General features: G+C 72.7%; 24 protein-coding genes and 1 tRNA gene. 12 read left to right on the plus strand and 13 right to left on the minus strand.

From position 1 onward, the window contains the following. Positions 1 to 115: 115 nt before the first annotated feature. Entirely contained in the window at positions 116 to 850 is a 735-nt protein-coding gene (locus Q6349_RS13370; protein ID WP_171245622.1) for a hypothetical protein, read from the minus strand. Positions 851 to 936: 86 nt separating this feature from the next. Here Q6349_RS13370 and Q6349_RS13375 point away from each other — a divergent pair, with 86 nt between their 5' ends. Together Q6349_RS13375 and Q6349_RS13380 are read left to right on the plus strand one after the other, a co-directional pair. Then, complete coding sequence (locus tag Q6349_RS13375) at positions 937 to 1,698, plus strand: response regulator transcription factor (protein ID WP_304604503.1); 762 nt, start codon at positions 937 to 939, stop codon at positions 1,696 to 1,698. A 27-nt stretch (positions 1,699 to 1,725) separates the two neighbouring features. Next, positions 1,726 to 2,658: an alpha/beta fold hydrolase gene (locus Q6349_RS13380; RefSeq protein ID WP_304604623.1), complete on the plus strand. Its 933-nt coding sequence runs from the start codon at positions 1,726 to 1,728 to the stop codon at positions 2,656 to 2,658. Between the two features lie 19 nt (positions 2,659 to 2,677). Here Q6349_RS13380 and nth read toward each other — a convergent pair whose 3' ends face one another. After that, entirely contained in the window at positions 2,678 to 3,406 is a 729-nt protein-coding gene (gene nth, locus Q6349_RS13385; protein ID WP_304604504.1) for an endonuclease III, read from the minus strand. A 209-nt stretch (positions 3,407 to 3,615) separates the two neighbouring features. Between nth and Q6349_RS13390 the strand changes: the two genes are divergently transcribed. Next, complete coding sequence (locus Q6349_RS13390; RefSeq protein ID WP_304604505.1) at positions 3,616 to 4,293, plus strand: Crp/Fnr family transcriptional regulator; 678 nt, start codon at positions 3,616 to 3,618, stop codon at positions 4,291 to 4,293. A 224-nt stretch (positions 4,294 to 4,517) separates the two neighbouring features. On the opposite strand, the gene Q6349_RS13395 is transcribed toward Q6349_RS13390, so the two are convergent. After that, positions 4,518 to 4,985 carry a RidA family protein gene (locus Q6349_RS13395; protein WP_304604506.1) on the minus strand — a complete coding sequence of 156 codons (468 nt, stop codon included), beginning with the start codon at positions 4,983 to 4,985 and terminating at the stop codon, positions 4,518 to 4,520. A gap of 7 nt (positions 4,986 to 4,992) precedes the next feature. After that, on the minus strand, positions 4,993 to 5,154 hold the full coding sequence (locus Q6349_RS13400) for a DUF4177 domain-containing protein (RefSeq protein WP_171245625.1): 162 nt from the start codon (positions 5,152 to 5,154) through the stop codon (positions 4,993 to 4,995). Positions 5,155 to 5,284: 130 nt separating this feature from the next. Here Q6349_RS13400 and Q6349_RS13405 point away from each other — a divergent pair, with 130 nt between their 5' ends. The 4 genes from Q6349_RS13405 to Q6349_RS13420 all read left to right on the plus strand — a co-directional run bounded on the left by Q6349_RS13405 (position 5,285) and on the right by Q6349_RS13420 (position 9,342). Next, positions 5,285 to 7,624: a transglycosylase domain-containing protein gene (locus Q6349_RS13405; RefSeq protein ID WP_304604507.1), complete on the plus strand. Its 2,340-nt coding sequence runs from the start codon at positions 5,285 to 5,287 to the stop codon at positions 7,622 to 7,624. Between the two features lie 11 nt (positions 7,625 to 7,635). Further along, positions 7,636 to 8,538, plus strand: a complete 903-nt coding sequence (locus Q6349_RS13410) for a metallophosphoesterase (protein WP_304604508.1) — start codon at positions 7,636 to 7,638, stop codon at positions 8,536 to 8,538. 93 nt (positions 8,539 to 8,631) lie between these two features. After that, positions 8,632 to 8,708 (plus strand) — tRNA-Pro (locus tag Q6349_RS13415). Between the two features lie 103 nt (positions 8,709 to 8,811). Then, on the plus strand, positions 8,812 to 9,342 hold the full coding sequence (locus Q6349_RS13420; RefSeq protein ID WP_304604509.1) for a hypothetical protein: 531 nt from the start codon (positions 8,812 to 8,814) through the stop codon (positions 9,340 to 9,342). A 25-nt stretch (positions 9,343 to 9,367) separates the two neighbouring features. Here Q6349_RS13420 and Q6349_RS13425 read toward each other — a convergent pair whose 3' ends face one another. Genes Q6349_RS13425 through Q6349_RS13435 form a run of 3 tightly spaced genes read right to left on the minus strand, consistent with a single transcriptional unit; the run spans position 9,368 to position 11,294 of the window. Next, positions 9,368 to 9,934, minus strand: coding sequence for a GNAT family N-acetyltransferase (locus Q6349_RS13425; RefSeq protein ID WP_304604510.1), 567 nt, complete (start codon positions 9,932 to 9,934; stop codon positions 9,368 to 9,370). 40 nt (positions 9,935 to 9,974) lie between these two features. Next, positions 9,975 to 10,331, minus strand: coding sequence for a GntR family transcriptional regulator (locus tag Q6349_RS13430; protein WP_304604511.1), 357 nt, complete (start codon positions 10,329 to 10,331; stop codon positions 9,975 to 9,977). Between the two features lie 3 nt (positions 10,332 to 10,334). After that, positions 10,335 to 11,294, minus strand: coding sequence for a hypothetical protein (locus Q6349_RS13435; RefSeq protein WP_304604512.1), 960 nt, complete (start codon positions 11,292 to 11,294; stop codon positions 10,335 to 10,337). Positions 11,295 to 11,383: 89 nt separating this feature from the next. On the opposite strand from Q6349_RS13435, the gene Q6349_RS13440 reads away from it, so the two are divergent. Then, positions 11,384 to 12,358, plus strand: a complete 975-nt coding sequence (locus Q6349_RS13440) for a LacI family DNA-binding transcriptional regulator (RefSeq protein ID WP_304604513.1) — start codon at positions 11,384 to 11,386, stop codon at positions 12,356 to 12,358. A gap of 116 nt (positions 12,359 to 12,474) precedes the next feature. Here Q6349_RS13440 and Q6349_RS13445 read toward each other — a convergent pair whose 3' ends face one another. After that, a complete protein-coding gene (locus Q6349_RS13445) occupies positions 12,475 to 14,373 on the minus strand; it encodes an adenylyl cyclase (protein ID WP_304604514.1) in 1,899 nt (632 codons plus the stop codon). 206 nt (positions 14,374 to 14,579) lie between these two features. Here Q6349_RS13445 and Q6349_RS13450 point away from each other — a divergent pair, with 206 nt between their 5' ends. The 3 genes from Q6349_RS13450 to Q6349_RS13460 all read left to right on the plus strand — a co-directional run bounded on the left by Q6349_RS13450 (position 14,580) and on the right by Q6349_RS13460 (position 18,074). Further along, positions 14,580 to 15,173 carry an HdeD family acid-resistance protein gene (locus Q6349_RS13450; protein ID WP_304604515.1) on the plus strand — a complete coding sequence of 198 codons (594 nt, stop codon included), beginning with the start codon at positions 14,580 to 14,582 and terminating at the stop codon, positions 15,171 to 15,173. Between the two features lie 117 nt (positions 15,174 to 15,290). Then, positions 15,291 to 16,493, plus strand: a complete 1,203-nt coding sequence (locus Q6349_RS13455) for an NAD(P)/FAD-dependent oxidoreductase (protein ID WP_304604516.1) — start codon at positions 15,291 to 15,293, stop codon at positions 16,491 to 16,493. Positions 16,494 to 16,538: 45 nt separating this feature from the next. Then, the gene (locus tag Q6349_RS13460; protein WP_304604517.1) at positions 16,539 to 18,074 is read left to right on the plus strand and encodes an FMN-binding glutamate synthase family protein; all 1,536 of its coding nucleotides are present in this window, start codon (positions 16,539 to 16,541) and stop codon (positions 18,072 to 18,074) included. 134 nt (positions 18,075 to 18,208) lie between these two features. On the opposite strand, the gene Q6349_RS13465 is transcribed toward Q6349_RS13460, so the two are convergent. Both Q6349_RS13465 and Q6349_RS13470 read right to left on the minus strand, forming a co-directional pair. Further along, entirely contained in the window at positions 18,209 to 20,113 is a 1,905-nt protein-coding gene (locus tag Q6349_RS13465; protein ID WP_304604518.1) for a cytochrome c biogenesis protein DipZ, read from the minus strand. Positions 20,114 to 20,162: 49 nt separating this feature from the next. After that, on the minus strand, positions 20,163 to 20,771 hold the full coding sequence (locus Q6349_RS13470; protein ID WP_304604519.1) for a hypothetical protein: 609 nt from the start codon (positions 20,769 to 20,771) through the stop codon (positions 20,163 to 20,165). 146 nt (positions 20,772 to 20,917) lie between these two features. Here Q6349_RS13470 and Q6349_RS13475 point away from each other — a divergent pair, with 146 nt between their 5' ends. Further along, positions 20,918 to 21,622, plus strand: a complete 705-nt coding sequence (locus tag Q6349_RS13475; protein ID WP_171245634.1) for a fasciclin domain-containing protein — start codon at positions 20,918 to 20,920, stop codon at positions 21,620 to 21,622. Positions 21,623 to 21,851: 229 nt separating this feature from the next. On the opposite strand, the gene Q6349_RS13480 is transcribed toward Q6349_RS13475, so the two are convergent. From Q6349_RS13480 to Q6349_RS13490, 3 genes are all read right to left on the minus strand, one after another. After that, the gene (locus Q6349_RS13480) at positions 21,852 to 22,637 is read right to left on the minus strand and encodes an anti-sigma factor (RefSeq protein ID WP_304604520.1); all 786 of its coding nucleotides are present in this window, start codon (positions 22,635 to 22,637) and stop codon (positions 21,852 to 21,854) included. Next, positions 22,630 to 23,196: an ECF RNA polymerase sigma factor SigK gene (sigK, locus tag Q6349_RS13485; protein ID WP_304604521.1), complete on the minus strand. Its 567-nt coding sequence runs from the start codon at positions 23,194 to 23,196 to the stop codon at positions 22,630 to 22,632. Before sigK ends, Q6349_RS13480 begins: the two co-directional genes overlap by 8 nt. A 216-nt stretch (positions 23,197 to 23,412) precedes the next feature. Next, positions 23,413 to 24,624: a S8 family peptidase gene (locus Q6349_RS13490; RefSeq protein ID WP_304604522.1), complete on the minus strand. Its 1,212-nt coding sequence runs from the start codon at positions 24,622 to 24,624 to the stop codon at positions 23,413 to 23,415. Positions 24,625 to 24,663: the final 39 nt, after the last annotated feature.

The following is a 24,663-nucleotide window of genomic DNA, read 5'->3' on the forward strand; positions in this document are numbered from 1 at the left end:
CACCACCCACCGGCAACAGATCGTTTCGCATGGATGTTCCCGGCCGTCGTCACCGGAGAATACGCGCCCCGCCCGGTCCGCGCCGGACCGTCCACCTGCGGGTCCGACCCCCGGGCTACAGGAGCATGCGGCCGACGACGAACACGAGCATCCCCGTGATCGTCACCGGGACGGCGGCCGCCGCCGCGGCGGCACGACGTCTCTCGAGGGCGGGCTGGCGTTCGAAGAGCAGACGGAGCGCGGCCGAGACGAGACCGGCGACCAGCCCGACGACGAGGCCGTGCACGGGTTCGACCTCGGGCAGGGCCGACGCGGTGCCGGCCCCCGCGGCTCCACCGAGCACGACGCCCAGCAGCGACCCGATCCACCCCCCGGCCACCGGGAGCGCCGCCACCGCCGACGCCACGGCCAGGCCGACGGCGCTGGTGACCACGAGCCCGGCACCGGCGTCCGTCGACGCGGTGGCCAGCCATCCGGCGGCGGAGACCGTGACCACGACGCCGGCCGTCATCCCGCTGACGGACTCGACCAGACGAGGGCGCCCGCCACGGCGCAGCATCTGCGCCACGAAGGCCAGCACGAGCGACAGCGCGATGACGAGGGGCAGGTTGCGCAGGATCGGCTCGCCCTCGGTGAACCAGGTGACGGCGAGCCCGCCGGCACCCGCCAGCAGCACCACCACCGAGGTCGCCCCCTCGGCCGGCAGGCGGAGCAGCGGCGCCCAGCCGGCCGTCAGCAGCAGGATCAGGAGCCCGCACGCGCCGAGCGTCCACCAGGGCCCCAGGTAGGCGGCGGTCGCCACGAGCGTGGCGAGCACCGCCGTCGTCACGGCACGGGAGGTCACGGTCACGCGGACGAGTCTCCCATGCCAAGACGTTGTGACCTTCGGGGCGCGGCAGGGTACCTTGACGATCACCCGCAGCGGGAGGAGTGCACGTGGCGGAACTGTTGATCCTGACGCCCGCGACCGGCGGTTCGGTCGAGGTGCTGCCCGCGCTGGGTCTGCTCTCGCACAAGGTGCGCGTGCTCCCCATGGAGCCCTCGGCGCTCGTGGACGCCCCCGACTCGGACGTCGTCCTGCTGGACGCCCGCCGGGACCTCGTCGCCGCCCGCACCACGTGCCGCCTGCTGCACGCCACCGGGCTCACGGTCCCCCTCGTGCTGATCCTCACCGAGGGCGGCCTGACCGTCGTCAACCACGAGTGGGGCGCGGACGACCTCCTGCTCGAGTCCGCCTCCCCGGCGGAGGTCGAGGCACGGCTGCGCCTCGTCGTCGAGCGGTCGGCGCACGGCACCCGCGAGGACTCGCCGCAGGAGATCTCCGCCGGCGAGCTCGCGATCGACGCGGGCGGGTACACCGCCCGCCTGCGCGGCCGCCCGATCGACCTCACCTACAAGGAGTTCGAGCTCCTCAAGTACCTGGTGCAGCACCCGGGCCGCGTCTTCACCCGTGCCCAGCTCCTGCAGGAGGTGTGGGGCTACGACTACTACGGCGGCACCCGCACCGTCGACGTGCACGTGCGCCGGCTGCGCGCCAAGCTCGGCCCGGAGCACGAGCAGCTCATCGGCACCGTGCGGAACGTCGGCTACCGGTTCGACCCGCCCAAGGAACCCCGCGACGACACGTCCGCCCCGGGGACGGGGCCGGGCCCCGACCGCGACGCCCCCGGCTCCGCCCACGTGTCCTCCGGCGGCTGACCGGGTAGGTTGCGGCCCGTGACCGCCATGTCCGACGCCGCCGACTACTCCTGCGCACTGGTCGACGGACCGTGGCGGCACGAGTTCGTCGCCGCCAACGGTTCCCGCTTCCACGTCGCCGTCGCCGGCCCGCGCCCCACGAACGGCGACCGGGACCCGCTCGTGGTGCTGCTCCACGGCTTCCCGCAGTTCTGGTGGGCCTGGCGTCACCAGATCGCCGCCCTGGCGGACGCCGGGATGCAGGTCGCCGCGCTCGACGTCCGCGGGGTCGCCGCGTCCGACAAACCGCCGTCGGGCCGCGACGTGCCGACCCGCACCCGCGACGTGGCCGGGGTGATCCGCTCCCTCGGACACGACCGTGCCGTCGTCGTCGGTGCGGGCACCGGCGGCGCCCTCGCGTGGGCCATGTCGGCGCTCCAGCCGGCCGTCACCGCGGCCGTCGCCGCGGTGAGCGCACCGCACCCGGGCCGCCTGCACGTCCCGGGGAGGGGCATCCTCACCCCCGCGGCCCGGCGCCTGTTCGCCGCCGCGCAGCTGCCCGGCGTCCTCGAACGCCGCCTCCAGGACGCCGACGGCGTGGCCGGCATCCTGGACGCCGGCTCCGACCGCCCCCTGGACCCGGAGGCGGTCGCGCGCTACCGGGAGGCGCTGCGCGTCCCGTTCGCCGCGCACAGCGCGGTGGACGCGCTGCGCTGGTTGTCCCGCACGTCGAGCCACCCGGCCGGACGCCGATACCTCGCGGCCCTCAAGCGCCCGATCGACGTGCCGGTCCTGCAGCTCCACGGCGCCGCCGACGGGTTCCTGCGGCGCGAGACCGCCGACCTGGACGGGGCGGCGCTCGCGCGCGACTTCCGGTTCGAGGTCGTCGAGGGGGCGGGCCACTTCCTGCCGGAGGAGGCCCCCGACGCCGTGACCGGGCTGCTGCTCGACTGGCTGCGGCGCCCGGGCGTGCTGCGCTGACCGACGGGCGCGCCGGCGGTCAGCCCCGCGGCCCCGGCCGGAGCAGCTTCGCGGCAGCGACCGGGTCGGACTCCCCCAGACCGTTCGACGGGCACCACCGCGCGACCGGGCAGGCGCCGCACGCCGGACGCCGCGCATGGCAGACCCGGCGGCCGTGCCAGACCAGGTGGTGGCTCAGCATGACCCAGTCCTTGCGGGGGAAGAGCTCGCCGACGGCGTGCTCGACCTTGACCGGGTCCTCCTCCTCGGTGAACCCGAGGCGCCGGGCGAGCCGGCCGAAGTGGGTGTCCACGGTGATGCCGGGGATGCCGAACGCGTTGCCGAGCACGACGTTCGCCGTCTTGCGCCCGACGCCGGGCAACGCCACCAGGTCCGGCAGACGGCGCGGCACCTCGCCGCCGTGCCGTTCCACGAGAGCCTGGGCCAGTCCGATCGTCGACCGCGTCTTGGCCCGGTAGAAGCCGAGCGGGCGCAGGATCTCCTCGACGTCGGCCGGTTCGGCCGCGGCGAGCGAGGTGGCGTCCGGGTACCGGGCGAACAGCGTCGGCGTCGTCGCGTTGACCCGCACGTCGGTGGTCTGGGCCGAGAGCACCGTGGCGACCAGCAGCTCGAAGGGCGTGGTGAAGTCCAGCTCCGCACGCGCGTCCGGGTAGGTCTCGGCGAGCACGCGGTCGATGCGCCGGGCCCGTCGGACCAGGGCCAGACGGGACTCGCCGGTAGGGGTAGGCTGCTCCGACGTCTCGACCATGCGGGCAGCGTAACCCCGGACTCCGACCGCAGGACGGACGCCAGGTCGCGGAACTCGAGGACCCCGCCGGTCGTTCGCCCGGACGTCACCCCGCGGCGGTGCGTCCAGGCACGACGCCCTGGTGTGAGGCAGACTGAGACCTGGAACACATTTTGACAGACGCGCGCCTCGCCCCGCCCGGGCAGAGGCCCGAGAACGTGAGGATTGCTGTGGACGACACCGTCGTGCTCTCCGCCCCCTTGTTCGCCGACATGGACACCGAGGAGTCCAAGGCGCTCATCGAGTCCATGATCCCGGTCGAGCTGGGCCGCGGGGACGTCCTGTTCCGCGAGGGGGAGCCGGGCGACCGGCTCTACGTGATCGCGCAGGGCAAGATCAAGCTGGGACGCCGTTCCAGCGACGGTCGGGAGAACCTGCTGTCGATCCTCGGACCCGGCGAGATGTTCGGCGAGCTCTCGCTCTTCGACCCGGGCCCCCGGACCGCGACCGCGTCGTCGGTGTCCGACGCACTGTGCTACGAGCTGCGCCACCAGGCGCTCGTCCAGTGGGTCGCCGCCCACCCGAACGTCGCCACGACGCTGCTCGGCGCGCTCGCCCGACGGCTGCGCCGCACGAACGAGACCCTGGCCGACCTCGTGTTCTCCGACGTGCCCGGGCGGGTCGCGAAGGCGCTGCTCGACCTGTCGCAGCGCTTCGGCGAGCCGAACGACGAGGGCGTCCGCGTCGCGCACGACCTGACGCAGGAGGAGCTCGCCCAGCTCGTCGGCGCGTCCCGCGAGACCGTCAACAAGGCGCTGGCCGACTTCGCCACGCGTGGCTGGGTCCGTCGCGAGGGCCGTGCCGTCGTGCTGCTCGACATGGACCGGCTGGAGCGCCGCGCCCGCTGAGTCCTGCTCGTCCGCGGACGTCGAAGGCCCCCGGACACCGTCACGTTCACGGCCGCTGGGCGGCCTCCACTTCGGGGTGGATGACGGTGTCCGGGGGCCTTCGACGTCCGCTGTGTGCGCTGTACCGCGGCGTCCCGCGCGGTCGGCAGTTCCTGCGTCGATCGGCAGCTTGAGGTGCCGATCGACGCACGAACTGCCGAGCTCGTGCTGTGACGGGCGACCCGTCAGTCGGCGAGCTCGACGATCAGCTCGACCTCGACCGGGGCGTCCAGCGGCAGCACCGCGACGCCGACGGCGGACCGGGCGTGCGTGCCGGCGTCCCCGAAGATCTTGCCCAGCAGCTCGCTGGCACCGTTGAGGACGGCGGGCTGGCCGGTGAAGGACGGGTCGCTGGCCACGAAACCGGTGACCTTGACGATGCGCACACCCTCCAGCGCGCCGGCGAGGCTGTGCACGGCGGCCAGCGCGTTGAGGGCGCAGATGCCGGCGAGCTCGGTGGCGTCCGCCGGGTCCACGAGCCCGTCGCCGGCGCCGACCTTGCCGGTGGTCGGCAGGGCACCGTCCACGAAGGGCAGCTGCCCCGCGGTGTAGACGTACCGTCCCGACCGGACGGCGGGCTGGTACGCCGCCACCGGTGCGGCGACGTCGGGCAGGGTCAGGCCCAGCTCTGCCAGGCGGGACTCGATGCTCACGCCGGCCTCACTCACCCGAGGGTCGCTTGAGGTAGGCGACGAGGTTCGCGCTGTCCGGACCCGGCACGACCTGCACCAGCTCCCAGCCGTCGGCGCCCCACTGGTCGAGGATCGCCTTCGTGTTGTGGATCAGGAGGGGGATGGTCGCGTACTCCCACGTGGTAGCCATGCGGCGATGGTAGCCCGACCATGTTTCGTCGGGGCATCGGCACGAGTCCGGGACCACGACTCCACAGGACCTGCACACCCGTGCCGGTCCTCCTGTGCGGCGGCGCGGACCGAACCTCTAGGCTGGGCACATGGCGCCTCCTGAGTCTCGTCGCATCACGCGCACGATCCCGGCCACGCAGATGGTCGCGCTGCTGCTCGCCTTCCTGCTGGCCGCCGGCGCCGGCGGCGTGCTGGCCGCGGGGTTCGTCATCCCGGCCGTCGCGGGGGTCAACGCGGTGGCGGACAGCACCGTGGAGATCTACGACGAGTTCCCGGCCGAGCTCGAGCCGCGGCCGCTGTCCCAGCAGTCCCGGATCTACGCCTCGAACGGCAAGCTGCTGGCGACGTTCTACTACCAGAACCGCATCGTGAAGCCGCTCGACGAGATCTCCGAGAACGTGCAGCACGCGGCGATCGCCATCGAGGACGAGCGGTTCTACGAGCACCACGGCGTGGACGCCCAAGGCATCACCCGTGCCGTCGTCAACAACCTCACGAACGACGCCACGCAGGGCGCCTCGACGCTGACCCAGCAGTACGTCAAGAACATGCTCATCGAGTCGGCCCTGCAGGACGGCGACCAGTTCGCCGTGATCGCCGCCCACGAGTCCACCATCGACCGCAAGCTCCGCGAGGCCAAGATGGCCATCGCCCTCGAGGAGCGCATGTCCAAGGACGAGATCCTCCAGGGCTACCTGAACGTCGCACAGTTCGGGCACAAGCAGATCTACGGCGTGGAGGCGGCAGCCCGCTACTACTTCAACACGACGGCCGCGGACCTCACCGTCGTCCAGGCCGCCACGATCGCCGGGATCACGAAGGCACCGAGCAAGTTCGACCCGACGCGGAACCCCGAGCTGGCCCAGGAGCGGCGCGACCTGGTCATCAAGAACATGTACAGCCTCGGGTACATCTCGCTGGACGAGCGTGACGAGGCGCTCGACCAGCCGATCGAGGAGACGCTGAACGTCAACCCGACGCCGGCCGGCTGCCAGATGGCGAACAACTCGGCGTTCTTCTGCGACTACGTCATCAAGGAGCTGCTGCTGGACCCGGCGTTCGGGGAGACGCGCGCGGACCGCCAGAACCTGCTCTACCGGGGCGGTCTCGACATCCACACGACGCTGGACATGAAGAAGCAGAAGTCCGCGTTCAAGACCATCAAGACGTCGGTGCCCGAGGACGACAGCAGCGAGGGGCTCGAGGCCTCGATCGTCTCCGTCGAGCCCGGGACCGGCAAGATCCTCGCGATGGCCCAGAACGTCCCCTACACCGGCACGAAGGCCGCGGAGAAGGCGAGCCGGGACACGACCGTCAGCTACAACGCCGACTACCTGCACGGCGCCTCGGGCGGCTTCTCCCCGGGGTCGAACTTCAAGCCGGTGGTCCTCGCCGAGTGGCTCAAGAGCGGGCACACGCTCAACGACGTCGTGAACGCCAACGAACGGACCCTCATCCCGGCGAACTTCAACACGCCGTGCGTGGGCAACCTCACGTCCGCGCCCTGGTCGGTCGGCAACGCCGAGGGCGGCTCCGCCGGGCCGATGAGCGTGATGAAGGCCACCTACCTGTCCGTGAACGCGGCCTACGCCGACATGGGCAGCCGGCTCAACCTGTGCGACCTGCGCAGCACCGCCTACCAGATGGGTTTCCGCCCCACCAGCACGAGCATCAAGACGGACACCCGGGACAAGGGGCCGCTGAAGACCACGCAGGTCAAGGAGAGCGACATCAACATCTTCGCGCCGATGCTGCTCGGCACGCAGGAGTCCTCCCCGCTGAACATGGCCGCGATGTACGCGACCATCGCCTCGGGCGGCACCTATTGCGCGCCGCGGGCGATCACGGGTGTCACCGGGCCCCAGGGTGAGGAGTACGAGGTCCCCGAGGCCGACTGCGACAAGAACGCGCTGCCGACGAACGTCGCCAACACCATGATTCACGCCATGGAGAACGTCTTCACCCGCGGAACGGCCTACTACGTCGGCGGTCTCGAGGACGGCCGCCCGGTGGCCGGCAAGACGGGCACGTCCCAGCTGTCGGCCCAGACGTGGTTCTCGGGATTCGTCCCGCAGCTCGCCACGACCGTCTGGGTCGGTTCGGTCGACAACCCCGTCGAGGACCACACCGGTCCGGGCACCGTCGCGGGCAACTCCTACGACATCCTCTACGGCTCGACCGTCGCGGCCCCGACCTGGAAGACCTACATGGACCAGGCGGTCAAGGGCATGCCGGTCGAGGACTTCGGCGCCCCTGACCCGCGGCTGATCGGCTCGGCCCCGGCCCCCACCTCTGCGCCCACCACGTCCGACGACAGCTCGTCGTTCAGCACGGGGTCCGACTCCTCGGGCGCGAGCGACGGCCCGGGGAACAGCGGCGGCAACGGAAACGGCAACGGGAACGGTCAGAACGACGGGAGCGACGGCTGAGACCCCTCACCGTGCTGGGCGGGGTCGCCGCCCTGGGCGTCGCCGGCCTAGCGTACGCACACCTCGAGACGAAGCTGTTCACGTTGCGCCGGGTGACCGTGCCCGTGCTGGCCCCGGGCGAGCGCGACCTGCGGGTCCTGCACGTCTCGGACCTGCACCTGACCCCGGACCAGCAGCGCAAGATCGACTGGGTCCGGTCGCTGGCCGCGCTGGAGCCCGACCTGGTGATCGACACCGGCGACAACATCGCGCACCACGACGCCGTCGACCCGCTGCTGCACGCGCTCCAGCCGCTGCTCGCCGCCCCGGGGGCGTTCGTCATGGGCTCCAACGACTACTACTCCCCCACCTTCAAGAACCCGGCGCGCTACCTGCTCCCGGACGCCCGCGGACCGATGCGCCGCACGCCCGACCTGCCGTGGGACCGCATGGCCGCGGCGATGCGCGACGCCGGATGGGCCGACCTGACCAACCGGCGCGACGCCGTCGACGTCGGGGGGCGGCGCGTCGCCCTGGCCGGTGTGGACGACCCGCACCTGGACCGGGACGAGTTCCCGGAGACGACCGACGACGAGCCGGCGCTGCTGCGCCTCGGGGTCGCGCACGCGCCGTACCAGCGGGTGCTGGACCGGATGCACGCCGACGGAGCGGACGCGATCATCGCCGGGCACACGCACGGCGGCCAGCTGTGCCTGCCGTTCTACGGGTCGCTGGTCACCAACTGCGACATCGACCGCGGGCGCGCCAAGGGGCTGCACGGCTGGCCCGGACCGCGGCCCGACGAGCCGGGCGGCGAGGACTCGACCTGGCTGCACGTCTCGGCCGGCGCCGGGACCTCGCCGTACGCCCCGGTGCGGTTCGCCTGCCGCCCGGAAGCGACCTTGATCACGTTCACGGCGCGGGGCCGGATCTGAGTTTTCGTTCCGGGGCCATCGTCGGCTATCCTGAGCAGGCTTCCGCACGAGGGATCCGGTTCGCCGGGACTCGAGCGTGCGGGTGCAGTCCCTCGGGGTGTGGCGCAGCTTGGTAGCGCGCTTCGTTCGGGACGAAGAGGTCGCAGGTTCAAATCCTGTCACCCCGACCAGCCGAGAGGCCCTCTGGCCAGCGGAAACGCTGAACCGGAGGGCCTTTCGCCTTTCCTGGGGGCAGACCTCTCCTTCTGTTCCCGTCGTCGCTACTCTTCGGTCATGCGCAGCGACGACGGGGACGAGCGTTCGCCGTACACGTATCGCGCCGTGGCCGAGGGCACTTCCCTGGCTCTGGTGCTGCGGCTGCTCTGCCGGCCGAGCGAGGGCCAGCTCGAGATGGCGTTCGGGGCCAACCCTCGGTCGGACCAGCGCGTCGGCATGCTCAGGAAGGCCCATTTCGCTGCTGGTGGCGGCCTCGTCGGAGGGACGATCATCGGCGTCCTGGTGGCGTTCTACCGCGGGCGCAGGTTCCCCGCACCTGCGTGGACGGAGGTCGACTCGCAGATCGCATCGATCGCCGTCGGCGCGACCCTCACCTACGTCGCTCTGCTGCTCCCCCTCTTCGTGACGATCGGGTTCCGCCGTCGCGTCGCGGAACGCGACCACGAGACCTGGCTCGTCCGGTCCAGGCATCGACGTGGCGGACGATTCGTCCCGGATCCACGGTCTCAGCCGCAGCCCGTCGATCTCGGCGCCGCCGTCACCATCTGCCTGATCACCGCGGCGCCGATCTGGGCGCTCGTCCTGTAGACAGCCGAGGCCGCCCCGTGGTGGGTCAGCCCCGCCACTCCTCGGCCAGCAGCCCGTAGTCCATGCCGTCCAGCCACTCTCCCGACCGGTGCAGACCGGTCTTGCGGCTGTGCTCCTCACGGCGCATCCCGAGGCGCTCCATCAGCCGCCACGAGGCCTCGTTCGCCGCAAAGCATCCGGCGTGCACGCGACGCAGCCCGAGCTGCTCGAAGGCCATCCCGATCACCGCGCGGACCGCCTCGGTCGCGTAGCCCTGGCCACCGAACGCCGGGTCGAGGGTCCAGCCGATCTCGGCCTGGACAGCCCGGCCCTGGTCGGCCACCTCGGCCTGCGCCCACCCGTCCTCGACCTTCACCATGAGGTCGCCGATCGGCTCGCCGTCGAGCTCGAAGAGCAGCGTCAGAGCCAGGCGGGTGGGGTCGACGAACCGCGCCCGGTAGGTCGCGTAGTCGGTCGGCGCGCTGGTGATCCACTCCCCCACCTCGGGCAGCCGCCGCCACCGCCAGGTCGCCGCGGCGTCGTCGGGCGTGGCGCGGCGGATCGCCAGGCGTTCGGTGAGCACGGGCCACGAGACGGCGTCGAGGGGGTCCACGAGCCTCAGCGTAGGCGGACGGGTCGGCCCGACGGAGGCGTCAGGCGCCCCAGACGGCGCGCAGCACGCGGACCGCCTCGTCGACGTCGACCCCCGCGTCCCGACCGGCACGGGCCAGACCCTGCGCACTCTCGACGAGGGCGCGCGGCGCGGCACCTGCGGTCGTGCTGACACGGGTCCCGGAGCCGATGCGGCTGACCAGCACCCCGTCCGTCTCCAGGGAGCGGTAGGCCTTGGCCGCGGTGCCGGCCGCCACCCCGAGGTCGGCGGCGAGCTGGCGGACCGAAGGCAGCCGCTCGTCGGCGCCGAGCTGCCCCGTGGTGACGAGGCCCCGGATCTGGTCGCGGATCTGGTCCGCCGGTGGCGTGCTGCCGGTCAGCGCGATGCGCAACGCCACCGCTCAGCCCTCCGTCACGGGTGCGGGAGCCGCCGCACGCTGCCGTGCGGCGCGGCGGGCCACCAGCGCCGCCAGCAGCAGGAAGAACCACACGAACCAACCACCGGCCTGGACGACGTCCCCGGCCAGCCGCAGCGGTTCCGCGAGCGGTGCGAACGCGCTCTGCAGCGATCCGGTCTCGGACGAGGAGCCGCGCACCATCAGCGCGCCACGAAGCGAGTGGACGACCGCGGACAGGTGCAGCAGCAGCGCGCCGACGACGACCCCGACGACGGCGCGTGAGCGCCAGGTCCGCTGGGCGACGTCCGCCTCGTGGTCGCCCACCACCGCCGGACGCGCGACGAGCATGAGGTCGAGGTACGCCAGGAGCAGCAGGACGGCGATCAGCACGAGGCACGGCACGGAGTAGTGCCAGCCGTAGATGTGCGTCCCGACGGCGATCTCCCCGGCCTCGACGAGGAACATCCGGTAGTGCCCCTGGTCGTCGGGCCGGGAGACGAGACCCAGGGCGATCGTGAGGACGACGACCACGGCCAGCACCAGGGACGCCGCGACGAGCCACCACGGTCGGACGAAGGTCAGAGGAGTCCGCCGGGCCAGGACCGCGGAACGACCGGACGGACGACGACAGACCGGAACAAGGAACACGGCTAGGGCGATCAGTCCGGCGATCAGAGGCCCGGTGTAGAGGGTGGCGCCGTACAGTCCGCGCAGCGCGTCGGGGATACTCACGAAGGGCCCGATGCCGCTCCACTGCCGCGCGGCCAGGAAGGCCAGAGCGAGCACCAGGCCGGAGAGCACCACTACGCGGACGCCCGTCGTGACCTGCAGTGCGCGGGCGGACCGCCGACGGGCCGCGAGGACCACGAGGGCCGCCAGGAGCCCGGCCGCCTCCTGCGAGAACGTCAGCAACAGGAACAGCGGCACGGCGAGGACCTCCGTCGGTTCGGTCGGCGGGACCATGTGTACCAGTGAGTTGATACACCCGTCCAGCGCACCCACCGCGACGGCGCGCCGCGTAGAGTTCGACCCACACCGTCGTGGAGGATCCCTTGCCCGTCACCAGTGCCGACGTCGCGCGCGCCGCCGGCGTGTCCCGCACCACCGTCAGCTACGTCCTCAACGACACCCCGGGCACGAACATCTCGACCGCGACCCGCGACCTCGTCCTGGCCACCGCCGCACAGCTCGGGTACGCGCCGTCGGCCGCGGCACGCGCCCTGCGCCGCGGGCAGAGCGACCTGGTCGTGTGCGTCCTGCCCGACTGGCCCACCGGCCCCGTCGTGGACACGGTCCTGGACCTGCTCACCGACAACCTCGCCGAACGCGGCCTCTTCCTGCTGGTGCACCACCACCGCTCGACCCGGCCGCTGCGCGAGCTGTGGCGGGCCGTCACGCCCCGCGTCGTCGTCGGTCTCACGCACTTCCCGGCCGAGGACCTGCGGGCGCTGCGCCAGGCGGGCATCGAGGTGGTCGGTGCCGGGTCCGTGGACGACGGCGCCCACCCCGGCATCGACGCGGAGAACCAGCGAGGACTGGGCGAGCTCCAGGTCGAGCACCTGCTCGAGCGTGGGTACCGACACCTCGGCATCGCCACGACCCCGGACGAGCGGCTGCGCGAGTTCGCCGATCTGCGCACGGACGGTGTGCGGCGCGCCTGCGCCCGGGCGGACGTCCCCGTGCCGCCGGTCGCCGTCGTCACCCCGGTCGCCCCCGCGACCGAGGCGGTGCGCGGGTGGGTGGCCGACGGCGTCGACGCGGTCGCCTGCTACAACGACGAGGTCGCCCTGGCGGTCCTGGCCGGGGCCCGCGAGGCCGGTGTCGAGGTGCCCGGCCGTCTCGCCGTCATCGGTCTCGACGACGTCCCGGCCGCCTCGCTCGCCGACCCGCCCCTGACGACCATCTCGCAGCCGAGCGCCGCGCAGGCCCGTCACCTGGCGGCGAGCGTCGAGGCGGTGCTGGACGGCCGGCCGCTGCCGCCCGGGCCGGACGAGCCGAGCCGCGTCGTCCCGCGCGCCTCGACCTGACCGACCCCCTCCGCGCACGGCGCCCCGCCCCGGACGCAGGAGAACCCCGCCCCGGGGACGGACCGGACGGGCCGTCCCCGGGGCGGGGTCTGCATCTCCTGCTCAGGAGGGAGGGGTCAGGGTGCGGGGTACTCCACGAGGTACTCCGGCACACCGACCGTCGACGGCGGCACCGCGTCGCCCACGCCGTTGACGACGTGGTTGATGGTCCCGGCCGACAGGTTGACCGTCATGATGTGGTGCAGCTTCACGCCCGGGGCGTCGGGCACCTCGAACCCGTTCTCGGTGACGATGTCCGGGTTGTTCTGGTTGAAGACGTACACCCCGCCACCGTGCAGCGTGTGCTCGGTGACGTCGTCGGCCACCTTGTACCCGGCGTACCCGAGGGTGCCGTCCGGACGGGTCCAGTCGGCCTGGGTCGGCGGGTCGTAGGGCAGCTCGTTCTGGTAGAGCACGGTGGTGCCGCGCTCGCCGTTCCAGACGGTGTTGAACTCCTGGAAGTGCTCGACGAACAGACCGGTCGCGGTCACGTCGTCACCGTTGATGCGCACACCGGTGCGGCCGATGTTGGTGTTCCACCGCACGGTGTCACCGTTCACGCCGTTCTCCCCACCCGTGGGGAAGCCCTCGACGCCGTGGTCCCCGCGCCACACCCAGGTGTGGTCGATGAGCACGTTGTCGGAGTTCACCTCGAGCGCGGTGTCCGTGGACCCGACGTGGGGGCCGCCGACGCGGAAGTACACGTCGGACAGCGTGGTCGGGTTCGCGGGGTCGGTCCGGTTCTCGTGGTCGCCGTTCTCCTTGCCGACCTGCAGCAGCAGCTCGGACTCCGTCTCGCCGGCGTCGATCGTGACACCCGCGACGACGGCGCCGGGGACGTCCGCGACGCGCATCGGCGTCGCGCCGTCGACGGCGGTCAGGGTGGCGTGCCCCATGCCGAGCACGACGGTGTCGGGACGCTTGACCTCGATGGTCTCCGCGACGTCGTAGACGCCCGGCGTCAGCAGCAGGTGCTTGCCACGGGCCAGGTTGGTGTTGATCTCGCGGACCGAGTCACCCGGCTGGGCGACGAAGAAGTCCTCGATGCCGATGGTGCGCCCCTCGGTCATGCCGTCGGCCCAGCTCACGCCGCGCGTGCCGGTCTGCGCCGCGGGCACGCGGACGTTCCAGCGCCCGTCGTCGTCGACGAAGAGGTACGGCTTCTCCCGGCTCACGGGCGTCTCGTCGAGCGTCGTGTACGGCGGGGAGGGGAATTCCGAGTCGTCGGGGGCACCGACGACGCCGGAGAACACCTGGTTCCACACGGCGTTCGACCAGGCGGGCATCTCGCTGTTGCGGGTCAGCCACTGCTGCTGCGACCCGTTCAGCGGCGGCGTGTCGAACCGCGAGTCGGCGATGAAGCCCCCGGAGGCGTAGTGCGGCCCGTCGGTGCAGTAGTCCATCAGGGACAGGAAGCCGTCGACGTCGAGACGTCGCATCGAGACCGCCTGGGAGACCGCCCAGAAGTTGGCCGACGCCCGGCACCCGTCCTGACCGGAGCTGTCGATCGTCAGGTGGAGGTTCGACAGCGTGCGCCAGAAGTTGACGAGCGCGATGCAGTTCGAGCTGCCCGGAATGTTGTTCAGGCAGCGGTTGTAGACCTCGATCGCGCCGCGGACGTCGACGTCGCCCGGGGACGCCCCGAGGCCGGCGACCTCCGTGTAGTAGCCGACGCGCGCCTGCAGCGGGTCCTCGGCCGAGCCGTAGCTGCCCGGCTTGAACAGCACGCTGTAGCGGTCCGTCGACATCTCGGCGTCGGTCTGCTGCTCGGCGAGCTCGTCGAGCGCCGTCTCGATCTCCGCCTGCGGGGTCGAGGGGTCGAAGACCATGACGTTCGGGCCGAGGTCCGGGTCGAACGGGTCGACCTGGTCGGGCGGCGACGCCTGCGCGGCGCCGACGCCGGTCAGCAGGACGGCCGCGGCTGCTCCCAGGGCCAGTGCGCGGCGGGGCCTGCCGCGCGAGGACGGGACTGACATGCGAGTTCCTCTCCGTCGAGACTCGAGGGGGCAGTAGTGACTCGTGTCACCACGCATGGCCGACCTTAGAGGTCCGCGACATCGGAGCGCAAGGGTGATCCTGCGACGTCTTGCCGGAACCGTGACCGTCCCCGCACGTCAGACGGCGAGGACCACGCCCTGCTCGTAGCATCACCAGCACGGGACGACGCCGGGAGGAGCCGGGCATGGCCGACGACGCGGTGACACCACTCTCGCGACGGACCGCGGGCACGGCGCGGAGGTTGTGGCGACTCGTCCACGTCCGTGCCGTCGCCTACCTCGTCGCCGGTGCCGTCCTCCTCGTCAACCCCGACGAGGGCCTGTCCTGGCTGCGCTGGGTGATCGGCCTGGCCATCCTCGCCCAGGGAGCGCTGCTCGCGGTCGAGAACGTCCCCGGGCAACGGGCCGACCAGGGTGATCTGAGCTGGCGGTTCGTCGCCGGGCTGCTCAGCGTCGCCGCCGGCCTGCTCGTGGTGCTCTGGCCCTCGATGACGGCTCCCCTGCTCTTCCTCGTCGTCGGCGTGTGGGCCTGCGCCGCGGGCGTGGCCGGGGTCGTCGCCGGGCTGCGGGGGCGCGCCGTACGCGCGAAGGCCTGGGACTGGCAGCTCGTCAACGCGGTGCTGTGGATCGTGCTCGGCATCGTGATCCTCGCCCGACCCACCGACGACGCACCGACGATCGCCCTCCTGCTGTCGACGTACCTCCTGCTCGCCGGGGCGGTGCTGCTCGTCGCGGGTCTCTCCACCGGAACCCGGCAGAAGGACCGCGACACCGCCTGACGACACCGGGGCCTGGCGCCCACCGCCGCCGCCGCGCACCTGCGGCCCTCCACGGCACGATCCGGGCAGACGTGACACTCTGTGAGGCGGACTGCAGGACAGCGCCAAGGAGGACCGATGGATCCGATCGTCGTCGTCGGGGGTGGGCTCGCCGCAGCCCGCGCCACGGAGACCTTGCGCGACCAGGGCTACGACGGGCCGCTCGTGGTGGTGGCCGGCGAACCCATGCCGCCGTACGAGCGTCCTCCGCTGTCCAAGGAGTACCTGCGCGGCGAGGCGGGACGTGCCGACCTGCGCCCCCTGGACGCGGACTGGTACAGCGACCACAACGTCGACCTGCGGACCGGGACCAGCGTCACCGCGCTCGACGTCGGCGCCCGCTCGGTCACCACCGCTCCCGGCGGGTCCCAGCGGTACTCCCGGCTGGTGCTCGCCACGGGATCCCGGGTCCGGCGGATCGACGTGCCCGGGGCCGAGCTCGACGGCGTCCACTACCTGCGCTCCGTGCGCGACGCCGACCGGCTCTCCACCGCGCTCTCCGAGGACGGACCCGTCGTCGTGGTCGGCGACGGGTGGATCGGTATGGAGGTCGCCGCCTCCGCCCGGCAGCTCGGCCGGGACGTGACCGTCGTCGGCCGCGGCCCGCACCCGCTCGCGTCGCTCGGCGCCGAGGTGGCCCGCGTCTTCACCGGCGTGCACGAGGACAACGGCGTGCGGCTGCTCCACGGCCGCTCCGTCGTCGCGATCCAGGGCGACGGCACCCGGGCGAGCAGCGTGCACCTCGACGACGGCACGTCCCTCGCGGCACGCACCGTCGTCGTCGGGATCGGCGTCACCCCGGAGGTCGGGCTCGCCGCGGAGGCGGGGCTCGACCTGGTCGCGGACCGCGACGGCGGCGGCGTCGCCGTCGACGGGACCCTGCGCACCTCCGCACCGGAGGTCTGGGCCGTCGGCGACATCGCCGCGGTACCGTCCGCACGCTTCGACCGGCTGCTGCGCATCGAGCACTGGGCCGTGGCCGACGAGACCGGCAAGCATGCCGCGCGGGCCGTGATGGGCTCCGAGGAGCCGTACGACGTGCTGCCGTACTTCTTCTCCGACCAGTTCGACCTCGGCATGGAGGCCAAGGGACTCACCGAGGGCGACGTCGTGATCTCCGGCTCCGCCGAGGACCGCGAGTGCGTCGCGTTCTGGGTCGACGGCGGCCGGGTCAACGGGGCCATGGCCGTCAACGTCTGGGAGCGGATGGACGAGGCCGAGGAGCTGATCCGGCACGACGGGACCGTCGACCGGGCGACGCTGGAGTCTTTCGCCGGCTGACCCCTGGCCGCCCCGACGGAGCACGAGTCCAGGACGGAGGACGAGGTGGGACGACGGAGAACCTGGCAAGGCGTAGGAGCCCTCGGCGCGGGGATCGCCTCCCTGGCGACCTGGGACCTGCTGCAGCGCAAGCACACGATCCTGCGCCGGTACCCCGTGATCGGCCATCTGCGCTACCTCCTCGAGATCGTCCGGCCCGAGCTGCAGCAGTACTTCATCGAGCGCGACTGGGACGGCCGCCCGTACGACCGCGACACCCGCTCGCTCGTGTACGAGCGGGCGAAGGGCGTCAACGAGGAGAAGCCGTTCGGCACCGAGCTCGACGTCAACCGGGTCGGGCACGAGCACCTCGTGCACACGACGACCCCGCTGGAGACCCCCGACGAGCCGGCGCGGGTCCAGGTCGGCGGACCCGACTGCACCCGCCCGTACTCCATGGCCCTGCTCAACGTCTCGGCCATGAGCTTCGGCTCCCTGTCGGCCAACGCGATCCGCGCCCTGAACAAGGGTGCCGCCCTCGGCGGGTTCGCCCACGACACCGGCGAGGGCGGCCTCTCGCCGTACCACGAGGAGCACGGCGGCGACCTGGTCTGGGAGATCGGGACCGGCTACTTCGGCGCGCGGACCGCGGACGGCGACTTCGACTCCGCGACGTTCCGCGCCACCGCCGCGAAAGACCAGGTCAAGATGGTGTCCCTCAAGCTGAGCCAGGGCGCGAAGCCGGGGGTCGGCGGGGTACTGCCCGCCTCGAAGGTGACCGCCGAGATCGCCCGGACACGCCAGGTCCCCGCGGGCGAGAAGTGCGTCAGCCCTTCCGCCCACCGGGTGTTCTCGACCCCGACCGAGCTCGTCGAGTTCGTCGCACGGATGCGTGAGCTCGCCGGTGGGAAGCCCGCCGGCATCAAGCTCTGCGTGGGCTCACGGGTGGACGTGCTCGCCGTCTGCAAGGCCGTGCTGGAGGTCGGAACCGCCCCCGACTTCATCATCGTGGACGGCGCCGAGGGCGGCACCGGTGCTGCACCCCTGGAGTTCGAGGACCACGTCGGCATGTCGCTCACCCAGGGACTGATGACGGTCCACAACGCCCTCGTGGGCACGGGACTGCGCGACCGTGTCCGCGTCGGCGCGAGCGGGAAGATCGCCGGAGGCAGCGACATCGTCAAACGGCTCGCCCAGGGGGCCGACTACACCAACGCCGCCCGGGCCATGATGATGGCCGCGGGCTGCATCCAGGCGCAGCGGTGCCACACCGACCGCTGCCCGAGCGGCGTCGCCACGCAGAACCCCTGGCGGGCCCGAGCCCTCGACGTCGCGGACAAGAGCGAACGCGTCCACCGCTACCAGCGCTCCACCGTCGACGAGGCGATGCGACTCATGGCCGCCATGGGCGTCTCCGGACCCGAGGAGCTGACCCCCGCGCACCTCCGGCGCACCGTGTCCCCCACGGACAGCCGCTCGTACGCGGAGCTGTACGAGTGGCTCGCCCCGGGCGAGCTGCTCGACGACGCACCGCAGGGCTGGGCCGCCGACTGGCGGCTCGCGTCGGCCGACCGCTTCGGTCCGCTCGCCGCCGGGTCCTGACCCCCCGACGAGATCGCCGTGCCGCCCGAGCCCACGGTCGCCCAGGGCTGGGTGTTCGCCGTCGCGGAGTCCACCGAGATCCCGAGGGCCGCTGACGGCTGCCCTGCCCGACGCGTCGACGCCGTCCGCGGCGGTCAGCCGAACGTGAAGGTGTACACGGTCACGCCGGCGGGCACCTCCAGCTCCACCGTCCCCTCGGTCGCGCCGTCACCGCGCAGCACGTCGTACAGCGTGGGGTTGCCCGCCACGTCGATCTCCCGCTCCGCGCGCAGGGTGCCGTCGTCGGCCAGGACCCGTGCCGTCACGGTGCCCTCGCCCCCGAGCACCGAGTACACGTCGGTGGACCGGTAGGCCAGCCGCAGGATCGCGTCGTCGGACACCGCGGTCGCACCCTGGAAGTCGACGTCCCACCGACCGTCCAGGGAGAAGGTGTCCTCGGGCTGCTCGGTGGGTGCGGTGAACCGCCGCTCGCCGCTGCCGTAGTCGGTCGGCCCCGCGTAGTTGAAGACCTTGTTGAGCGCGAGGTACGTCTCCGGCGTCGTGTCGGCCTGCGGGGTGGTGTCCTCGGTGTCCGTGGGCGCGGGGAGCGTGACGCCCGGGTCGGCCTCCCGCAGCAGGTCGCGGATGTGCTGCTCCGTCGTGGCGTAGTCACCCTCGCCGAACTTCAGGTAGCGCACGGTCCCGTCGGCGTCGATCAGGTACTCGGCGGGCCAGTACCGGTTCCGGTAGCCGGTCCACGTCGAGTAGGCGTTGTCCTGCGCGATCGGGTGGTCGACACCGAGATCCTCGGCCCCCGCGACGACGTTGCGCGTCTCGCGCTCGAAGGCGAACTCCGGGGTGTGCACGCCGATCACCTCCAGACCGGCGTCGCGGTAGGCGTCGTACCAGGCGTTGACGTGCGGCAGCGCCCGCTGGCAGTTGATGCAGGAGTAGGTCCAGAAGTCGACGAGCACCACCTGGCCGCGCAGGTCCGCGAGCTCGACCGGTGCACCGCCGGGGGTGTTGAGCCAGGTGGTGATGCCGGTGAGGGGCGGCGCCGTCCCGCACTCGGCGAGCTCGGCGTCCCCGCTCGTGCAGTTCGACAGCTCGCGGTTGGCGTCCGTGACGATCCCGCCGAGCTCGAGGGCGTCCTGGACGGTCTCGCTGGAGTCGAGCTGCTGCTGGAGGGTGCCGGTGTAGTCCGGCAGGGCCCGCTGGAGCTGGGCCGGGAGGTTCAGCGCCAGGGCGCCCGCGAGCGCGATCATGACGAGCCCTCCGGCGGTGCGGATGCCGCGCTGGTGGCGCTGGAACCCCCGCACCCGCTCGGCCACGCGCCGTCCGGCCAGGGCGAAGACGAGCAGCGGGACCGCGGCACCGACGGCGAAGCTCACCGTCAGGGCGACCGTGCCCGGTCCGACGTCGCCGGTCGCGCCCGCGACGGTGATCGCGGCCAGCACCGGCCCGGCGCACGGCACGTAGAGCACGCCCAGGCCGAGGCCCAGCAGGAACGCCCCGCGGTCCGGGCGCGGGGACCGCCGCGACCCGAGGGCCGCGATCCGCCGGAAGGGCCGCTCGAGCACCTCCTCGAACCGGGGCACGATCATGCCCGCGCCGATCGCGGCCAGCAGGGCGATGCCGAGCCAGCGCAGCAGGTCCTGCGGCAGCCCGAGCGCGGTGAGCAGGAGCGACCCGAGCAGCGTGAAGAGGCTGAAGCTGACGACCAGTCCGGCGATGACCAGGTAGGGGCGCCAGGACCGGGGCGTCCGCCGCCGGCGGTGGCGCGCCTCGGTGCCGTCCCGGTCCCCCCGCGACGGGCCGCTGGAGACCCTGCCGACGCGGTCGACCCGGATGGCCGTCGGCGCCCCGGCGAAGAGCGCCTGGTCGACGCGGGCACGTGCCGGGTCCTCACCGAGGTTCGCGGGTGCGTCACCCGTCGCGGCCCGGGTCCGCGCTCCCTCGACACCGCCGGCGAAGAAGATGACGGGCAGCATCGGCAGGATGCACGGCGAGATGCCGGTGACCAGACCACCGAGCAGACCGACCAGGACGAGCGTCTCCATGCCCGGGGTTCGGAGCGCGGAGCGGCGCGGATGGGTCGGAGCCCGACGCTCAGCCCCGCACCGTCGTCGTCACCCTGGTCAGGCTGGGACGCCGCGGCGTGGAGCCGAACCCGAACCGGACCGGCGGGTCGACGTCCGCGAGCGCCCCGAGGTCCGTGCCCTCCCAGGTGGCACTGACGGCGTCGACCCGGTGCACGTCCGTGGCGCCGTACGTCTCGTGCCGGCCGTTGCCGGCGCTGCCCCGCGTCCGGACGCCGTCGAGCACGAGCCGGGCGACAGGGTCGGTGAGCACGGTGAACCACGGCGCGGAGGCGAGCCGGCCCGGCAGCAGCCGCAGCAGCCGGCCCAGTCCCGTGCGGCGCCCGACGGCGGCGTGCAGGTGGAGCGGACCGGCCTCGGCGGTGAGCGACCCGGGAGCGCCGTCCTCGAGCCGCACACGGACCGGCGACTCCACGACGTCGTCGAACCCGTAGGTCGTGGCCACGAACTCGGCGACGTGGGCCGGCGCCACGAGCCGACGACGGCCGGAGCCGTCCTCGACCATCGCGTCGGCGAAGGCACCGAACGGCGAGCGGTCCCAGACCCCCAGCACCACCCGCGTCCCGGACGTCGTCCCGACGCCGAGGATGCGACCGTCGAATCGCCACATGTCGCTCATCCACCGATGATGCGGGCCCGTCGGCGAGCGCGCGAGATCACAGATCGACAAAGTTTTCGCCCTGACCCATCCGGACGGCGCCCTCGTTCCGAACACCCTCGTGAAGCGCCCCGGGGACGTCGGGGCGACGAGGCAAGGAGAGAACGATGAAGGCTCGCACTCGCACCCGCACCGCCGCCGCCGGCTTCGCGACCCTGGCCCTTCTGGCCCTGGGCGCCTGTTCCACCGACGACGGGGACACGGCCGGCTCGGAGGAGACGATGACCGAGGAGTCCCCCATGGAGGAGGAGTCCATGGCCGAGGAGGACATGGAGTCCGAGGACGACATGGCCGAGGAGGACATGGAGATGGACCCGGCCGCCAACCTCGTCGGCCCCGGGTGCGAGGACTACGCCTCGCAGGTGCCCGACGGTGCCGGCTCGATCGAGGGCATGTCCACCGAGCCCGTGGCCGTCGCGGCGTCGAACAACCCGTTGCTGACCACGCTGACCGCCGCCGTCAGCGGCGAGCTCAACCCGGACGTGAACCTGGTCGACACCCTCAACGGGGGCGAGTTCACGGTGTTCGCCCCGGTGGACGAGGCCTTCGAGGCCGTCGACGCCGAGACCATCGACGCCCTGTCCACCGACGCCGACCTGCTGACCTCGGTGCTGACCTACCACGTGGTGGAGGGCCAGGCACTGCCCGAGGACGTCGTCGGCGAGCACACCACGGTCCAGGGCGAGACCGTCGAGGTCACCGGCGAGGGCGACGAGCTCACGGTCAACGACGCCGGCGTCATCTGCGGTGGCGTCATGACGCAGAACGCGACCGTCTACCTCATCGACGGGGTCCTCATGCCGACGATGTGACCGGCTCCCTGGTCCCGGCCGCGCAGGGGGCGGGCGGGACCAGGGCACCAGCTCCGCACCGGCCCGCGCCGTCCTCGGACGGGGTGGGCCGGTGTCGTGCTGCGGCGGATCGCTCCGGGTCAGCCCTCAGAACTCGCGGTCGGGCCGCCCCTGCACTCGCACGCTCGCTCCGGGTCAGCCCTCAGGACTCGTGGTCGGGCCGCCCCTGCACTCGCACGCTCGCTCCGGGTCAGCCCTCGGCGAGCACGACGACCGGGTCGGTGGTCGGCTGCTGCGAGCCGCCCTCCGGCTCGACCGACACGGCCAGGCCGACGCCGTCCACACCCTGCAGCAGCCGCTCGACGGCACCGTCCTCGGGGTCGAGCAGACCCGCGGACGTCACACCGCCCTCGGCGCCGACCAGCCAGAGCTGGTAGGTCGAGCCCGCGCCGACGTCCGGCAGGTCGCTCGCGCTGAACAGCAGGTCCTCGCCGGCGACCAGCACCGAGGCCTGGCCGCCCCCGGCGACCTCGCTGCGCAGCAGGGTCGCCGACGGGTCGGCCATCATCTGCGCGACCGTGTCGACCTGCTGCTGGAGCTGGTTCTGCTCGACGGTCGCCCGGATCGCGACGGTGGTGGGCACGGCCACGGCGACGACGGCGGCGGCCGCTGCGGCGACGAGGCCCCACCGGCGACGGCGCCGGGCCAACGGCACGACGTTCTCGTCGCCCGCGGAACGGGCGCTCCGGGTCTCGCCGTCGGATCCGGACCACGCGCCGTCGTCGACCCCGGAGCGCTCGCCGGGTGTCGCCGTCGACCCCTGCGCGATGCGGGACATCACGGCATCGCGGAGCTCGGCCGGCGGCGTCGTGTCCACCGTGAACGCCGCGACCACCTCGCGGTACTCGTCGAGGGCGCGGCGGGCCGCCGGGTCGGCGGCGAGGAGGCGTTCGACCGCACGGCGTTCCAGGTCGTCGACCGCGTCGAGCGCGTAGGCGGGCAGGAGGTCCCAGGCGTCGTGCGTGCTGTCAGCCATGGTTCACCCCCAGGCAGTCGCGCAGCCGGATCAGTCCGTCGCGGATCCGGGACTTGACGGTCGGCAGGGCGGCGCCGAGCCGCTCGGCCACCTCACGGTAGGTCCGACCGCCGTAGTAGGCGTCCACCACCGCCTCGCGCTGCGTCCCCGTGAGCGAGTCCAGGCAGCGCCGCACGGCTGCGCCCTCGAGGCGCTGCTCGACGTCCTCGGCGACGACGTCGTGGCCCGAGGGAGTGACGTTCGTGTCCAAGTCGCGCTGGTCCCGGTCGCGCCGCGCCTGCTCGGCACGGACACGGTCGATCGCGCGCCGGCGGGCGAGGGTGATGACCCAGGTGCGCGCCGACGCGCGAGCCGGGTCGTACGTCGCGGCTGTCTGCCACACCTCGACCATCACCTCCTGGGTCACCTCGGCGGCGTGGTCCGGGTCGCGGAGCACCCTGAGCGCCGTGCCGTACGCGGCGGGAGCCAGGGCGTCGTACACCGGCCCGAACGCGTCCGGCGTCCCGCCGGCGCACGCCGCCAGGGCGTCGTCGACCGGCGTCGTCTCGGGTGGTGGCACCCGCACAGTGTGCCCCACCGGGCACACCAGGTCGATCGACATGCCGCTCCCGTCGTGCGGTCCCGGACTTCCCGGGACACCAGGGGTTCGACGCCGAGCGGCTTCCGGATGGGTCCGGCCCGGGGTGGCGCGACCGTCCGAGGCGCACCCGGGCGCAGCAGCGGCCGGCACGCGCGAGGCGTGCCGGCCGCTGTCAGCCGGGTGTTCGTGGAGCGATCAGAAGCCGGCCACGTTCAGCAGCTTCTCCTTCGTGCCGTCGGGGTCGTCGACGTCGTTCCAGTCGGTGGTGCCGGCCGACTGCAGGGCCGACTTCACCTGGGCCGGGGAGGCCGACGGGTGGGTGGCCTGGTACAGCGCCGCGCCGCCGGCGACGTGCGGGGAGGCCATCGACGTGCCGGAGATGGTGTCGTAGCCACCGCCCTTCCAGGTCGACGTGATGCACACGCCGGGGGCGATGAGGTCGACGTCGGCGCCGTAGTTGGAGAAGCCGGCGAAGGTGTCGTCGACGTCGGTGCGGCACGTCGGTGCGGCGCCGCCACCGGGCAGCCCGTTGAAGTCGGCCAGCGCGCTGACGGTGATGACCTCGTCGTACGCCGCGGGGAGGTGGTTCGCGGAGTCGTCGGACTCGTTGCCCGCCGCCACCACGAAGGTGACCCCGGCGTCGACCGCGGCACAGATCGCCTCGTGCATGGCGTCGGTGTTGCTGCCGCAGGCGTTGTCGGTCCCGGTGCCGCCGAGGCTCATGTTGGCGACCTCGATCTGGTCGGCGTTGGCCGCGACGAAGTCGATGCCGCAGATCACGTCGGACCACTGCCCGCTGCCCGCGTTGTTGAGCACGCGCACCGGCCAGATCCGGGCGCCGGGCGCCACACCGACGACCCCGGCGCTGTCGTCGAGCGCGCCGATGGTGCCGGCGACGTGGGTGCCGTGGCCGTTGCCGTCGTTGGCGGAGCGGCCCGTGGAGCAGTTCATGGCCCCGGGCTCGTAGACGTTGATGTCCGGGTGGTCGAGGTCGACGCCGGAGTCGATGACGGCCACGTCGACGTCGACACGGGTGTCGGTGCCGTCGATGGCGGCGGTCGAGCTCAGCTCGGCGTCGACGCGGTCGATGCCGGTGGGCGTGGTCTGCGCCGTGGTCGTCACGACGCCGTCGGGCTGGACCAGCAGCACGCGGGGGTCGTCGGCCAGGCGAGCGGCGGCGGTCGCGCTCATGTTGGCGGAGTAGCCCCGGATGGCGCTGGTGTAGACGTGGGCGACGGCGACGTCCGCGGCGCGGGAGTGCTGGGCGGCCACCGAGGCGGTGTTGACGGACGGGCTGAGCATCACGATGTAGCCGTTGGTCTCGGGCGGGGCGGCGCTGGCGGGGACGGCGACGCTCGCGGCGGCGAGCGCGGCCGTGCCCCACACGACCAGGAGTTTCTTGTGCACAGCAGGTCCTTTCGTCGGGGTCTTCCGATCGAGCGGGCC

This window comes from Isoptericola sp. 178 (assembly GCF_030586525.1).
Lineage (GTDB): Bacteria > Actinomycetota > Actinomycetes > Actinomycetales > Cellulomonadaceae > Isoptericola > Isoptericola sediminis.

Coding starts and splice junctions, on each gene's coding strand:
- Q6349_RS13455 (WP_304604516.1), top strand. CDS start 15,291: ATGGATCCGATCGTCGTCGTCGGGGGTGGGCTCGCCGCAGCCCGCGCC.
- Q6349_RS13380 (WP_304604623.1), top strand. CDS start 1,726: ATGTCCGACGCCGCCGACTACTCCTGCGCACTGGTCGACGGACCGTGG.
- Q6349_RS13435 (WP_304604512.1), bottom strand. CDS start 11,294: ATGGTCCCGCCGACCGAACCGACGGAGGTCCTCGCCGTGCCGCTGTTC.
- Q6349_RS13480 (WP_304604520.1), bottom strand. CDS start 22,637: ATGGCTGACAGCACGCACGACGCCTGGGACCTCCTGCCCGCCTACGCG.
- Q6349_RS13445 (WP_304604514.1), bottom strand. CDS start 14,373: ATGTCAGTCCCGTCCTCGCGCGGCAGGCCCCGCCGCGCACTGGCCCTG.
- nth (WP_304604504.1), bottom strand. CDS start 3,406: ATGGTCGAGACGTCGGAGCAGCCTACCCCTACCGGCGAGTCCCGTCTG.
- Q6349_RS13405 (WP_304604507.1), top strand. CDS start 5,285: ATGGCGCCTCCTGAGTCTCGTCGCATCACGCGCACGATCCCGGCCACG.
- Q6349_RS13470 (WP_304604519.1), bottom strand. CDS start 20,771: ATGAGCGACATGTGGCGATTCGACGGTCGCATCCTCGGCGTCGGGACG.
- Q6349_RS13420 (WP_304604509.1), top strand. CDS start 8,812: ATGCGCAGCGACGACGGGGACGAGCGTTCGCCGTACACGTATCGCGCC.
- Q6349_RS13400 (WP_171245625.1), bottom strand. CDS start 5,154: ATGGCTACCACGTGGGAGTACGCGACCATCCCCCTCCTGATCCACAAC.
- Q6349_RS13465 (WP_304604518.1), bottom strand. CDS start 20,113: ATGGAGACGCTCGTCCTGGTCGGTCTGCTCGGTGGTCTGGTCACCGGC.
- Q6349_RS13450 (WP_304604515.1), top strand. CDS start 14,580: ATGGCCGACGACGCGGTGACACCACTCTCGCGACGGACCGCGGGCACG.
- Q6349_RS13475 (WP_171245634.1), top strand. CDS start 20,918: ATGAAGGCTCGCACTCGCACCCGCACCGCCGCCGCCGGCTTCGCGACC.